The organism is Candidatus Spechtbacterales bacterium, assembly GCA_040879145.1.
In the GTDB taxonomy this organism is placed as follows: Bacteria; Patescibacteriota; Minisyncoccia; order Spechtbacterales; family 2-12-FULL-38-22; genus JAWVZY01.
Window position 1 is genome coordinate 5,239 of sequence record JBBDKX010000021.1, and the last position, 13,917, is coordinate 19,155.

Below are 13,917 nucleotides of genomic sequence, written 5' to 3' on the forward strand. Positions count from 1 at the left end.
CTATCATTGGTGGCCTTGTACTTGTAAAAAGCTCGACAATCAAGGATTTTCAGATTTTCGCTTAGTTCGCGGAGGCACCGAGTAGCGGAATAAGGCGTAGGTAATAACTACGCTGTCGAGCAACGCAGGCGCTGACAAAGAAATAAGCGAAAAGATAAATCCGCTATTATTTTTCTACATCTATTCCCATACTCTTTGCTGTACCGGCGATAATCTTAGAAGCCGCGTCAACATCGTTGGCACTTAAATCTTCCATCTTTTGTTCAGCTATTTGTCTCAATTGAGCTTTTGATATTTTTCCCGCTTTTACTCTAGGTACCTCTCCCGAACCCTTTTCCACTCCGGCGGCTTTGCGCAAAAGATCAGACGCGGGAGGCGTCTTTAATTTAAAATCGAAACTTCTGTCTTCAAAGATAGAAAGCTCAACAGGTATAATGTTTCCTTTTTTATCCTGGGTAGCGTCGTTAAATTTAGTTACAAACTCCTGAATATTAATACCGTGAGGACCGAGTGCGGTTCCCACAGGCGGTGCCGGTGTTGCCCCTCCGGCGGGTATCTGAAGTTTTACTACTGTTTTTACTTTTTTTGCCATGGTTTGTTAGTGAATACGAGCCCATGGCGAAGTGTGAACTTACAAACCATGAGCCCCGCCGTAGCTTCATGCGAAGGCGGGCCACTTATTTTATATCTTAGTTATTTGCAAATAGTCCAGTTCCACAGGAGTTTCGCGTCCAAACATGTTTACCAATACATATATCTTTCCTTTTTCCTCGTCTATGGAAGAAACTTTGCCGTCAAAATCCTTAAAAGGACCGTCATTAATTTTTACCGCATCCCCTTCCTGCACATCAATCTTGTATTTAGGCTCTTCAACACCCATTCTTTTTTGAAGACTATCTATCTCTTTTTGATCTATGGGTATAGGAGTCGTACCCGAACCCACAAAACCTGTAACGCGCGGGGTATTACGCACAACATACCACGAGTCGTCGGTAACTACCATTTCAACCAGTACATATCCGGGATATATTTTTTCCTCTATAATGCGCCTCTTCCCTCCACGTATCTTTATTTTCTTTTCTTTCGGAACAATAACATTAAATATCTTATCCTGCATACCCATAGACTCAATACGCTGAAGAAGGTTCTGGCGAACGGCATCCTCATATCCTGAGTATGTGTGTATAACGTACCAACTTTTACCTCGTTGTAGTTTTTGTTTAGGCATGTTCTTTCGCCGCTTTGCGGCTCAATCAAATTTAAAATTTAAAATGCAAAAGTAAAAATTTTGGTTGTCCGCCTGTGGCGGACTTTTCATTTTTCGTTTTTACTTTTAAATTTAGAAGTTTGTGCTATAAAACAAACTTCGCGAGTAGCCACTGGAAGAAAAAGTCCAAACCCCCAAGAAAAATTCCTGTGACAATTGAAACACTCAAAACCAGAAGTGTGTAATTTAACACTTCTTTCTTCGTTAACCAATTAACACGCTTCATTTCTATTTTCACCTCGCGTAAAAATCTGATTATAAAAAAAATAGGTTTTTTTACTAAATCCATTTTTAAAAGCCCTCGTGGGGCCCATTTATTTATCTGCCCTCAATAATAACAAAGAATGTGCTACTTTGTCAATGTTTTAAAAAGGCAAAACCAAATTTACTTTTAAGCAACCATACTTAAAACAGCAATAAAGAGCAGATTTGGCAGAGAGATTAACTATATATCAAGATTCTGTACCTTTTGCGCGTGGGTCTGTATAAACCTTTTTCGTGGCGCTACTTCTGAGCCCATAAGAATATCAAATAACGATCATAAAATTTTCCCCGACCCCCTTCTTTTAAAACCTTGCGGTCAGTCCCCTAATTAACAACTGAAATACGCTTTAGAAGCACAGGAATGAGTCAGATTCACGAAGCGAGGGTGAAGGAGTAGTTTATACTACTTCAATGCCCGACTGACTAGAAGATGGCTCATTCCTGTGCTTCCCGAAGGGCGGGTGTATATTTTCCATATCCTTTGTTTTCATCGCTCATGCACATCTGTGCATTTCACTCTTCAGGCCTAGGCTATGGAAAATATTCACTCCGCTAAATGAATTTCAGTTGTTACTTAGGGGGCAAAACGTTTTGCGCCTGCCGGCGCAAAGACTACTTCCACCACGGGGAAAATTTAATATTTGATATTCTATATATCAAGATTCTGTACCTTTTGCGCGTGAGTCTGTATAAACCTTTTTCGTGGCGCTACCTCTGAGCCCATAAGAATATCAAATATTTTATCTGCCTCTTCGGCGTCTTCAACATCAACCCTGAAAAGAACGCGGTTTTCAGGATTCATGGTAGTTTCCCAAAGCTGGGATGGGTTCATTTCACCGAGACCCTTGTACCGCTGAAGGCTTACACCGGACATGCTTTTTGCTTTTTCTTCAAGATCCTCCCCTCCTTCGGGAATGTCTTTGGGTTTTTCTTTCTTTCCTTCTTTAGCTACCTTTTCTGCCAGCATTTTTTTCAGTATATTTTCTTTTTGGGCTTCCGTATACGCATACTCAAAATGTTTGCCTTTTTGTATCTTATACAAAGGCGGCTGTGCTATGTAAAGATATCCACCCTCAATAATCGGTCTGTAATACCTATAAAACAAGGTGAGTAGAAGCGTTCTTATGTGCGCGCCGTCAACATCCGCGTCTGTCATAATAACCACTTTGTGGTAGCGTATTTTTTCCAAATTAAATTCTTCCGCTATCGCGGCGCCCAAAGCAATAATAAGGGTTTTAACCTCCTTGTTTGCCAGTATCTTATCCAAACGCGCGCGCTCAACGTTTAATATTTTACCGCGAAGCGGTAAAATTGCCTGAAACCTTCTATCTCTTCCCTGTTTCGCGGAACCTCCCGCTGAATCTCCCTCCACTATAAAAATTTCAGAATCTTCGGGCCTGCGACTTGAGCAATCTGCTAACTTTCCGGGAAGCGTTAAGCCATCGAGAGCCCCCTTTCTGATAACCGTATCTCGTGCCGCTTTTGCGGCTTTTCTTGCTTTAGCAGCCAAAAATATTTTCTCTATAATCTGCCGGGCATCTGACGGGTTTTTATCTAAATACTCTTCCAGGGCATCAGACACTACGGAATCAACCCCGCTTCTGGCTTCGGTATTGCCAAGTTTTGCCTTAGTTTGTCCCTCAAATTGCGGATCCGGCAACTTTACCGAAACCGCAACCGTTAAACCTTCACGAACATCCTCTCCTGTAAAGGCTTCATTGTTCTTCATAAGGTTGTTCTTTTGAGCATACGAATTCAAGCCACGAGTAAGCGCCGTTCGAAAACCTGTAATGTGCATTCCCCCTTCGGGTGTGTATATATTGTTGGCAAAAGCAAGTTCTTTCCCTTGCAGGTCATCTGTGTACTGAAACGCCACCTCTATAAGCAAGTCCTCATGCTCACGCTCCACATAAAAAATATTGTTGTGTTTTTTTACCTCACCGCGATTAAGATAATCTACGAAAGACACAAGACCGCCCTCAAAATAAAACTGGTATGAATAAGGGAGTTTTTCCCTTTCGTCTATAACTTTAATGTGCACCCCTTTTGTAAGATAAGACTGCTGTCGCAAATGATCAAGGATTTTTTTAAGGCGAAGTTCTCCCTCTTTAAATATTTCTTTGTCGGGTTCAAATGTTACGGTGGTGCCAGACTTACTCTTAGGACATGTTCCTACTTTTTTCAAAGCACCGAGAGGTTTGCCTCGCTTATACTCCTGCGCGTACCTTACTCCATCACGACAAACCTCTGCTTTGAGCCAAATAGAAAGAGCGTTTACTACAGAAACTCCCACTCCGTGCAACCCTCCGGATATTTTATAACTATCACCGCCAAATTTACCCCCCGCGTGCAGAGTTGTCATTACGGTCTCTAAAGCCGATTTTTTGGTTTGAGCGTGCTTTTCTACAGGGATTCCGCGACCATCATCTGAAACACTGACTTTTCCGTCTTTCAGTAAAGTAACTTCTATATTTTGTGCGTGTCCAGCCATTGCCTCATCCAAGCTATTGTCCACTACCTCCCAAACAAGGTGATGCAATCCGTCTTCTCCTGTTGACCCAATGTACATACCGGGTCTTTTACGAACAGGGTCCAAACCTTCCAAAACATAAATATCCTTAGCGCTGTATTCTCCATTTTTCTTTGGCGTCTCCTTTTTTGCTTTTTGTGCCGGTCCGCCTTTTGGCGCGGGCTTAGCCGAACTTGTAGATTTCTTTTGCGGTTGTTTTGCCATAATTTATTAGTAAGCGCGAGCTTCAGCGAAGCGCGAACTTATAAGCATGAGCACCCCGCACTTATTTTGCGTGGTGCTGCAAGCGGCGCAAGGGGCGAATAGCCCCTGCCCTATACGGGCACAGCGCCGCTATATTTAAAATATTTTTAATTTGTATTCCCGCTATTATTTGCTATGCGAAGCAAAATAAGTGCGGGGTAAGTTTCGCTAAATTCACTAACGTTCATTAAGCTCAACTTTATTTTATTTCCCATCCCTCGCGGGTTTTAATTTCTTTAATAATTTTTTCCATAATTTTATCTACCTCTTCAGACCTCAAAGTTCTGTCATAAGCCTGAAAAACCAAATGAAAGGCCATACTTTTTGATTCGGTATTACTATCCTCCTCATAATAGTCAAACATATCCACATCACGCAACAATTTCCCGCCTGTTGTATTTATTATACCAACAACCTCTTCCGCGCGGGTTTGTAATGGAACTATAAGCGATACATCTCGCACTACCTGCGGAAAACTTGATACAGGGTTGTAAATTTCCTCTTCCTCAGCCAGTTCTATAAGTTTGCTTAATTGTATGTCCGCAATAAATAAAACCCCTTTTAGTCCTTCCTCTTCAGCTATAGCGGGATGCACCTGCCCGATATATCCTAAAATACTATCTCCCGATTTAACAAGGGCTCTTCTGTTGCTGTGAAGATAAGAAAGGGCGGTTTCTTCGTTTTTATCTAAAACAGGGTCAAGCCAGATATCGGATATACCGATACTGTGGAATAAATCTTCAACCTCTCCTTTAAGCTCGTAAAAATATTCGCGATTATCCTGCCTTGAGGCAATAGACAAAGAGAGGCGCGCCTCCTCTTTACCCGTGTATCTGTAAAATACCTCCCCTGTTTCAAAAAACTTTACCTTATCATAAAACTTAATATTTTCACGGGCAGTCTTTAGCGCCAAAGGAGCAATTGAGGGCCGCATGTACTTAAACTCGTCATTTGAAGGATTTTGCAATTCCCATACTTCCGATTTTTGAAAACCCCACAACTTAAAAATATTTTCTGAGACGAAAACATAGTTATAAACCTCGTTAAAACCCGAAGCTGCCATGTGGCGGTTAATCTGCCTTAACCAGTAGTTTTTAACATTCCTCTTAGGGGGGTATAAAGCCGCCCTGGGCATTTTAGGCTCCGTGTTCTCATACCCCAAAATCCTGCCAATCTCTTCTATAACATCTACCTCTCTTTCTATGTCAAGCCTGAAATAAGGAGGTATAACCGTTAAAAATTCTTTCTCTTGGCGGACATCAAACCCAAGTCCTTTGAGTATTTTTTTGGCATCTGAAATTTTAACTTCAACACCGAGTAGAGATGATGCCCTGTTTATATCTGTCTTTATTTTTGAATGTGTAATTTCTTTTTCTAAAGTGTCTATAGCTGTCTTGTCCGCATTTCCTCCCGCAATATCAAGTATCAATTCTACTACGAATTGAAGTCCCTCTTTCGCGAAAGCCAGAGGAACTTCGTGTTCAAACCTCCACGACGCGTCTGTGTGCAACGCAAGCTTGCGCGTAGTATTTCTTATATTTACAGGAGTAAAGTTCGCGCTCTCAATTACTATATTTTGCGTATTCTTGTCTACCTCCGCCTTTTTACCACCCTTAACACCCGCGATGGCTAAGGGGTCTTTTTCATCCGCTATCACAAGAATACTTTCTTCTAAATCGTACTTCGCGTTGTCCAAAGTTGTAACAGATTCGCCCTTGCCTGCTTTTCTAACTACGATTTTGTGTCCCTCTAATTTATCATAATCAAAAACATGCAAAGGCTGGCCCGTTGCAAGCATTGCGTAGTTTCCGGCATCAACAATATTGTTTATTGAATTTATACCTATATTTTCAAGCGCGTCTTTAAGCCATTTTGGAGAAGGTCTTACTTTTACACCTTCAATTTTAACCGCCATATAGCGCGGACATAAACCCGGGTCTTTTACATCCACGCTAAGACCCTCAACTTTGTTTTTTGATGTTTTTAAAGCGGGATATTTTTTAAGCTTAAGAGCGCCTCCGCTCAGTAGCGCGGCTTCACGGGCAATGCCTATGTGCGATGCTGAATCATGCGCCCTGTTTGGCAGGATGTCTATATCTAAAATATGGTCCGCACCCTTCTTCTCCACTCCCTCAACCTCATAGGCGTGCATTGTTAAAAGCTCCGCCAGTTTATTAGGAGCGGGCAGCTTTTTATCTACGTATTGTTGTATAAAGTTATAAGAAAACTTCATATTACTTAAATTGCTCCAAAAAGCGTATATCGCCCGCATTAAACAGCCGCACATCGTCTATCTTGTACTTCATCATGGCAAGGCGATCTATACCGACGCCAAACGCAAAGCCCGCGTATTCATCAGGATTATACCCCGCGGCCTCAAAAACCCTTGGGTGTACCATGCCGGCGCCCATAAGCTCAAGCCATCCTGTTTGAGAGCAAACCGAGCACCCTTTAGCATCGCAGTTGATACAGTTTATATCTACCTCAAAACCCGGCTCTACAAACGGAAAAAAACTGGGCCTTAATCTTATACTTATATCTTTTTTAAAATATCGGCTTAAAAACTCTTTCATTACAGCGCGGAAGTTCGCGATACTTATGTCTTTATCTACCATAAGTCCTTCAAGTTGACGAAATTGTATCTCATGGGAAGCATCGGTCGCCTCGTATCTAAAAACCTGCCCGGGAGCGATAATCCTTATGGGAGGATTATTCTTTTGCATATACCTTATCTGCACAGGGCTTGTATGTGTGCGTAAAAGCATGCGCCCCGGATTCTGTTTTGTAACCGGTCCTTTAACTTCCTTATCTTGCTTCATCCAAAACGTATCCCAAAGGTCGCGCGCGGGGTGGTCTTCGGGGATATTTAAAGCTTCAAAATTATACCACTCATTTTCTATTTGAGGACCTTCTGCTGTTTCAAACCCCATAGCGCTAAAGATATCTTCAATCTCGGCGATAGTCTTAGTTATGGGGTGCACACTCCCTCGTAATTTTTTAGGTAGAGGTCGGGTAACATCGAGCCATTCGTTTATAATCCTGTTCCTATACTGCTCTTCACGAATCTTTGAAGAGTACTCTTCAAGCATAGAACCTATGTCCTCTTTGATTTTATTTAAAGCATTACCGTATTTTTTACGGTCCTTTTCGGCCATGTCTTTAAGGGAGCGAAGCTCTTGAGTAAGTTTCCCTTTTCTACCCAAATAGGCGCGGCGAATGTCGTCAATCTCGGTTAAATTTGATGTCTTTTTAAGGGCATTTTCGGCCTCTTTTTTTAGTTCATCCAGTTTGCTCATAGTGTTTAATACCCTTATATTTTACCGTATTTTAGCCCCAAAAACAAGCTGCAAATAAATGGGAAAACCGGCTTTCCCATTTAGCTAATTTCATATAAAAAACCCCGTAAAACGGGGTTTTTAAGTACTTTTTATAGATAAGTCTTTTCCAGCTGTTCAAATTCGCCGTCTGAAATGGCAAAGCACCTCTTAATGACTTCATTTGAAGCTTCAGTAAATTCTCCTGAGCCAAACTGCCGCCCTGCAGCCACAAGAGTAGAAGCTTCAAGGCTTCCAAACGCTCTTGTAAGCTCAAAATAAGGAGCCGGCAAATTATATGGGTCCGAAACCGGGTATTGACCGCTGGCATCCTGTAGTGCCTTTAAGAAGCGCTGGCGCCTCTCGTAGATATTGAAATCGCTTTCAATATCTACCCAGCCTTTTGCGCTCTCCAAGTTTACCGGAGAAAAAGGCCAAACTTTGACAATATCTGCAGGTTCCCCTGCTAATTCGCCTGACATGAATACCTTCATAAAACCGCGGGAAACAAGCATGCTTTGTATCTGGCTTGTGCCCTCATAAATTGCGGTAATAAAGGAATCCTTCAAGACCCTGCCTATCGGATATTCCAAAATATACCCGTTACCTCCGAATATCTGAAGGCCTGTCATAGCGGTAAGGCGAACATACTCGCCGGCTACAAGTTTTGCAAGCGAAGCTTGCATTTCATAGGGGCGTGTATCACCTTCGGGAAATGTATCCTTAAGCGTTGAAGATTGGAGCGTCAAAGCCCATGACATGCGATTGCGCGCTTCCATATCAAGAAGCATTGCCTTGACACCGTGCTTATCAATTATCTCACTTCCAAATTGGACTCTTTCATTGGCATATTCAAACGCAAGATCATAAGCTGACTCGCCAATACCTGTTGCCTGTCCTGATATCACAGTAGCGCGGGAACCTACCAAAGTAGGCAGGTTTGCCCGCTTATAGCCATCGTGTAACGGCCCTACATAAGCGAATGCCTCAGCCTCTGTGAACACCATTTCGGTGGTTGGAGAATGGGTTAAGCCAAGCTTATGCTCGTTCTTGGAACTATCAAGCTGTTTGGTTTTACCATCGCTTGCAAAATTCTTACGAGCTTCATCACAATCAACGACGAACAAGGTCATTCCCATAGAGTCGTTTGCTTTGTGCATTTCCTTATCAGATATAGCAAGTACTAACGCGTAATTCGCGTCCCAACCGCCTGTGATAAAACGCTTGGTTCCAGTTATGCGCCAAATTCCATCCTTACCCTGTACTGCCTTAGTCTTTATGCCTGCAACATGACTGCCGGCTTCAGATTCGGTCTGGGCAAATACGCCATCCTTTTTGCCTGAAACAAGCTCGGGTGCTAACTGCTGTTTAAGCTCTTCTGAGCCATGCGCGAACAAAGGCGCTTTGAAAAGCGAGTTGCCCGCTCCTACGGAAAGGCCGAGGTCAGCAGCTCCCGGAACTCGACAAACCTTACGCGTAAAGGATGTCGCCATACGAGAAGTTATTTTCTCTCCACCATATTCATCAGGGATACAGTGCTTATGCGTGCTAAATTTCTGGAAAATTTCTATAGACCTGTTGTATATATCTTCGCTAAATTCCTCATACTTAAGCGCATCATTTGCCAGAGGCTTTAAGTCCCTTTCGCAAAAATCATCAATAGCGGCATCAAATTCAGGCTCAAATTCACGAGCATCAAAAAGCTTTTTCTCTGTTAAAACTTTGCTGTCTCCAGCCATTTTAAACCTCCTTTGTTAAAGTGCTAAGTTCTGACTCTTTAATACCATTAAAGAGTCAGGTTTACAATGATTTTCATCTATTTCCTGTGCTTTTTATTCATGCTATACTTTTGGTAGTACTTGGTATCAAAGGAGACCAAAATGAAGCTCAAAAACGAGCCTTATCGTTGCGGAGAATGCAAACTTACACATAGAGTGCTTTTGCGGGATGAAAACGGCAGTCATCTAAAAGACAGTCTGGGAAATTATATTTATGATACATTTACATCTGATTCCGTAGATGAAGTGCTGGAGCACATGTTAAGCGAACATTGGGATGAAAAAAAAGATATTCAACAATGCCTTGATTGTCTTTATTTTTATAGCTATGATAATTTGCCTTGCGGATGGGACAGCGCCGGAGGTCTTATGGTTTGGTGCTACGACTGCACTCAGCGTCGCTGTTTAAGGTATGGCATCTTACGCAATTCTCTTTCTTCACTTTTGAAGGAGGACAATATTAAGCTTATGAGAAAAAGTAAACTAATTAAAGAAATAAAGGAGCTTCTGGATTCCTAAAACAAAAATGCCCGATAATCGGGCATTTTCAATGTTCAAAATATAGAAACAAATGTAATATCAGGGCTTGGGGAGTCGTATCTTTCGGGAACGCGGTTCGGCAGATATACCTTGTTCTCTCCGGGCAGTATATCTTCTGTAAAATAATCGCAAAAAAAATCTTCTTCCGTACCTTTATTATCCTCTTCCATGAGCCACTGCTCTACGGCGTTGAGGCGTTTGATCGCATCTATGTCGTGCAACTCAGGCTTTGGGAGTACCAACTCTCTCTTTAGAAGCAAGTATAAAGAGCTGTTATCCGCGGAGAGCTCCGCGAGAATAAAACATTCATTATACAGGCCGGAGTTTTTACCTTTCGCGCTTTCGGCTATTTTCTCCATTATACGCAATTCGTTCAGTACGATATTTTTTGAATCTTCCGTTTCATTAGCCATATTTTCCGTCAAAACTATATCGTCCACTACAGTTTCAAACAAAAGCTTACTTCCGAGGGGTAAAAGAACTTTTATAGGCTCAAGAGAACTATGAACTATATCAAAATATTCATCTGTTATCATCTGGACCTCCTTTTGTTGCCTTATTTTTTGCAATAACGTATATCCATCTTTTCGGTGGGTCAAAGTACGCTAAAACATCCTTAAACCCTGCCCGCCTAACCAGCAAGGCAAGTTCTGATATTCTCCAATATTGAAAAAACCTGGGAGCATTTAATTTATCCCTGCTCCACTCGCTCCCCTCGCCATGTTTCACAGTAAAAGCAAGAACTCCATTTTTATCCAAAGAATTGCATGCCTTGCTAAGCGCACAGGACAGATCTTTGGGCTTGAAATGCAAAAAAACAGCATTTGCAAACACCATATCAAACTCCCGGGGAATAACGTCTTTTAAAACGTTCAAAACCATAGCATCATAACCTTCGTTCTGCAGATAATGCACGAAACTAAGAGATGCATCGGTCCTCAGTACACTATGACCTAATTCTTCAAGATATTTTGCGTCGCGCCCGAAGCCCGAACCTATCTCCAATATGCTTGCTTTTTCAGGAAGCGAACCTAAAGCATCGTTTATCCATTTTTTCAACTCAGGGCTAACATCTTGGGGCGTTCCCGTGATATATTCATCCAAGTTTTCCTCATAGCTTCTTAAGGTTTTTTTGTTGTATGAATCCATTGGGAGGTCTACCTCCTTTCAAGGTTATAAAAGGGCTAAAAATAAAGTACCACTAAAAATTCTCTTTAGCAACTACGGGAAACCTAGGTTTCCCCGCTTACCCCCGCCAAAGGACGGGCAGGCACCTCTGGCAGGACCCCTTCCCGCCGGTTCAAATCCGGTCTTTATCAATAAAAAATATCCAGTTTTTCTGGATATTTTTTACTTTGGCGGACCCGACCGGATTTGAACCGGCGATCTCCTCCGTGACAGGGAGGCGTGTTAACCGGGCTACACCACGGGTCCACAAACTATTTTTATATATCCCCAGCTATGTGCCGGCGGGTGGAATTGAACCACCGACCTGAACTTTATGAGGGTTCCGCTCTAACCACTGAGCTACGCCGGCATGCGCTACAGCACTTCGCTCATTGTTGCGGGTGCAGGAATCGAACCCGCCGCGAGAGGGTTATGAGCCCTCTGTGCCCACCAGAGCACCTCCCCGCTACAATAATATACCAATAAAAAACATAAAAAGCAAGTTATTCAAAAATTTTGAATTCCTTCAGAATATCTTTATATATATTTATAGTTCTCTCCGCAGCTTCACGGGATAACGGATAAGAAGGGTCGTGCGCTATGAAGTTTCGCACCTTATGCACGCGCCAGGCATCATCCAGGCGCGGAAATTGTTCGGGCTTTATCTGCCTCATACGCTCCCCCATTACATTTCCTTTGTAACCCAGCGCTTTTATAACTTCGTCTAAAATACTGTCTGCCTCTAAAATTGCCAGCTTCCACTCCGCTTCCTGTTCAGAAGATATTCTTTCCTCTACCCGTTTCCACTGGGATACAAGCTTGCCTTTTGGAACAGGGCTTTCGTGCCAGGCATCACGCAACTGCGAGACCTTAGCTGTTATTATTCCTGTTTTTCTCAAAAGATGTATCCAGTACCAAAACAAAAAAGCAGATAATAAAAAACTAAAAAGCTGAACTATCAGAAAAAAGCGGGAATAAAGAATGCCGTTAATGGCCGATATCGGGTCCTCAGCGATATTTGATGGGAGGTTATTAAATATTTGTTGTAAAATTTCCATAATTTTTAGCTAACTTCTTTCTCATAAAGCCCTGCTATGTCTAAAAGTTCGTAATCTTTTTTATGAGGCGACATCAGCTGTAAACCCACAGGCAAATCTTTTCCGTCTTCAGAAACTGTCCCCACGGGTATAGATATCGCGGGCAAACCAACCAGATTAGCGCTTACCGTGTAGACATCAGAAAGATACATGGAAATAGGATTGTCTGTTTTTTCTCCAAATTTAAAAGGAAGTCCGGGGGTTGTTGGGGAAACTATAACATCTACCTCCTTAAAAGCTTCCGCAAAATCTTCTGCTATCATACTTCTTACTTTTTGCGCCTTCAAGTAGTAGGCGTCATAGTATCCGGATGAAAGGGTGTGTGTGCCAAGCATTATCCTTCTTTTTGTCTCTTTGCCAAGCCCCGCTCCTCTTACCTCAATATATCCATCAAGCAAGTCTCCGGTAAAATCTTCGGCAATATGTTTTCCGTATCTTATGCCGTCGTATCGCGCCAAGTTACTTGATACCTCAGATGGCATAATAATGTAGTAAACCGCAAGCCCATATGAAGCGCGGGGAAGACTTATTTCTTTAACCTCAGCTCCCAAGCTTTTGTACACATCAAGGGCCTCCATTGTTTTATTTTTTATTCGCTCATCCAATCCCTCTCCAAGAAATTCCTTAACTATGCCAATTTTCAGATTTTTCGGATTTTTTATATTTCCTTGCTCTTCTATTTCCAAGGATGTAGCATCCATCTTATCGCGCCCCAAAAGATACGGAAAAACTATCTTAGCATCTTCCACTGTGCGAGTGAGTGGTCCTATCTGGTCTAAAGAAGATGCCATAGCTATAAGCCCATGGCGAGATACCGCCCCGTAAGTGGGTTTAAAGCCCACAACACCGCAAAAAGCGGCAGGCTGCCTTATAGAGCCCCCTGTGTCTGAGCCCAGTGCCCATGGCGCAAGTCCCGCGGCAACAGCTGCCGCAGAACCTCCTGAAGACCCGCCGGGTACGCGCGCGGTATCCACCGGGTTTTTAGTTGGCCCGAAAGCTGAATTTTCTGTTGAAGAACCCATAGCAAACTCGTCCATATTTGTCTTGCCTAAAATTATAGAACCCTCACCTCTTAAATTTTTTACAACCGTAGATTCATAAGCGGCTGTATAATTTTCCAGCATGCGCGACCCGGCAGTTGCCGGAAGGTCTTTAGCAAGAATGTTATCCTTTACCGCGTAAGGAATACCAAAAAGCGGACTATCGCCACGCGCGGATAGTTTTTCATCAGCGCTCAAGGCCTCTTTTCGCGCCTCCTCATTTAAAGAAAGATAGCTTTTAATTTCCCCATCCGCCTCTTTTATACGCCCAAGATAATGCTCTACCAACTCGGCGCTTGATATCTCTTTTTCTTTTAATTTTTTTATTATCTCCTTAACTGTCATTATATAAATAACATTAATTGCGATCCTTAAATACGGATTTAACTTTCGCAAATCCATTGTGCTTAAAAGGCACGGCGCGCATCAAAACCTCCACCGCGCGCGCTCTTATATTCGTATTAGATTCTTCCTGAATATCGTCCCTTAAAACAGTCTGTAAATTAACGGCCTGTGTCATCGGTTCCACCGACGAGGTGTCAAGCTCATCTAACTGCCGGGCATATTCAAGCACAGACGAGAGTTCCTCGGCGTAATACTCAAGTTCTTTTTCTTCTATATTCAGCCGTGACAACTCTGCCACTTTTTTAACCTCGCCTTTTGTTAGTTTTTCCATA

The 13,917-nt window shown here is 42.5% G+C and carries 13 protein-coding genes and 3 tRNA genes; 1 reads left to right on the plus strand and 15 read right to left on the minus strand.

Annotated features, from left to right (window positions below):
* Positions 1-166: 166 nt before the first annotated feature.
* From rplK to WDZ40_02040, 7 genes are all read right to left on the minus strand, one after another.
* The gene (gene rplK, locus WDZ40_02010) at positions 167-592 is read right to left on the minus strand and encodes a 50S ribosomal protein L11 (GenBank protein MEX0877623.1); all 426 of its coding nucleotides are present in this window, start codon (positions 590-592) and stop codon (positions 167-169) included.
* Positions 593-682: 90 nt separating this feature from the next.
* A complete protein-coding gene (gene nusG / locus WDZ40_02015; protein MEX0877624.1) occupies positions 683-1,228 on the minus strand; it encodes a transcription termination/antitermination protein NusG in 546 nt (181 codons plus the stop codon).
* 124 nt (positions 1,229-1,352) lie between these two features.
* Positions 1,353-1,556, minus strand: a complete 204-nt coding sequence (gene secE / locus WDZ40_02020) for a preprotein translocase subunit SecE (GenBank protein ID MEX0877625.1) — start codon at positions 1,554-1,556, stop codon at positions 1,353-1,355.
* Positions 1,557-2,180: 624 nt separating this feature from the next.
* Entirely contained in the window at positions 2,181-4,265 is a 2,085-nt protein-coding gene (gene gyrB / locus WDZ40_02025) for a DNA topoisomerase (ATP-hydrolyzing) subunit B (GenBank protein ID MEX0877626.1), read from the minus strand.
* Between the two features lie 238 nt (positions 4,266-4,503).
* Complete coding sequence (gene pheT / locus WDZ40_02030) at positions 4,504-6,537, minus strand: phenylalanine--tRNA ligase subunit beta (protein ID MEX0877627.1); 2,034 nt, start codon at positions 6,535-6,537, stop codon at positions 4,504-4,506.
* Position 6,538: 1 nt separating this feature from the next.
* Positions 6,539-7,600 (minus strand): phenylalanine--tRNA ligase subunit alpha, encoded by a 1,062-nt coding sequence (gene pheS, locus WDZ40_02035; protein MEX0877628.1) that lies wholly within the window; start codon positions 7,598-7,600, stop codon positions 6,539-6,541.
* 131 nt (positions 7,601-7,731) lie between these two features.
* Positions 7,732-9,357 (minus strand): acyl-CoA dehydrogenase family protein, encoded by a 1,626-nt coding sequence (locus WDZ40_02040; protein MEX0877629.1) that lies wholly within the window; start codon positions 9,355-9,357, stop codon positions 7,732-7,734.
* 141 nt (positions 9,358-9,498) lie between these two features.
* Here WDZ40_02040 and WDZ40_02045 point away from each other — a divergent pair, with 141 nt between their 5' ends.
* Entirely contained in the window at positions 9,499-9,915 is a 417-nt protein-coding gene (locus WDZ40_02045) for a hypothetical protein (GenBank protein MEX0877630.1), read from the plus strand.
* Positions 9,916-9,950: 35 nt separating this feature from the next.
* Here the strand turns inward: WDZ40_02045 and WDZ40_02050 are convergent, their stop codons facing one another.
* The 8 genes from WDZ40_02050 to gatC form a co-directional block, all read right to left on the minus strand.
* Entirely contained in the window at positions 9,951-10,472 is a 522-nt protein-coding gene (locus WDZ40_02050; GenBank protein MEX0877631.1) for a hypothetical protein, read from the minus strand.
* Complete coding sequence (locus tag WDZ40_02055) at positions 10,459-11,085, minus strand: methyltransferase domain-containing protein (GenBank protein ID MEX0877632.1); 627 nt, start codon at positions 11,083-11,085, stop codon at positions 10,459-10,461. The genes WDZ40_02050 and WDZ40_02055 overlap by 14 nt, the downstream gene beginning before the upstream one ends.
* A gap of 207 nt (positions 11,086-11,292) precedes the next feature.
* Positions 11,293-11,370: transfer RNA gene (locus WDZ40_02060), tRNA-Asp, on the minus strand.
* A 30-nt stretch (positions 11,371-11,400) separates the two neighbouring features.
* A tRNA-Met gene (locus WDZ40_02065) sits at positions 11,401-11,473 on the minus strand.
* Positions 11,474-11,499: 26 nt separating this feature from the next.
* Positions 11,500-11,570, minus strand: a tRNA-Ile gene (locus WDZ40_02070).
* Between the two features lie 36 nt (positions 11,571-11,606).
* The gene (locus WDZ40_02075) at positions 11,607-12,161 is read right to left on the minus strand and encodes a hypothetical protein (GenBank protein MEX0877633.1); all 555 of its coding nucleotides are present in this window, start codon (positions 12,159-12,161) and stop codon (positions 11,607-11,609) included.
* A gap of 5 nt (positions 12,162-12,166) precedes the next feature.
* Positions 12,167-13,585 carry an Asp-tRNA(Asn)/Glu-tRNA(Gln) amidotransferase subunit GatA gene (gene gatA / locus WDZ40_02080; GenBank protein MEX0877634.1) on the minus strand — a complete coding sequence of 473 codons (1,419 nt, stop codon included), beginning with the start codon at positions 13,583-13,585 and terminating at the stop codon, positions 12,167-12,169.
* Positions 13,586-13,598: 13 nt separating this feature from the next.
* Entirely contained in the window at positions 13,599-13,916 is a 318-nt protein-coding gene (gatC, locus tag WDZ40_02085; protein MEX0877635.1) for an Asp-tRNA(Asn)/Glu-tRNA(Gln) amidotransferase subunit GatC, read from the minus strand.
* Position 13,917: the final 1 nt, after the last annotated feature.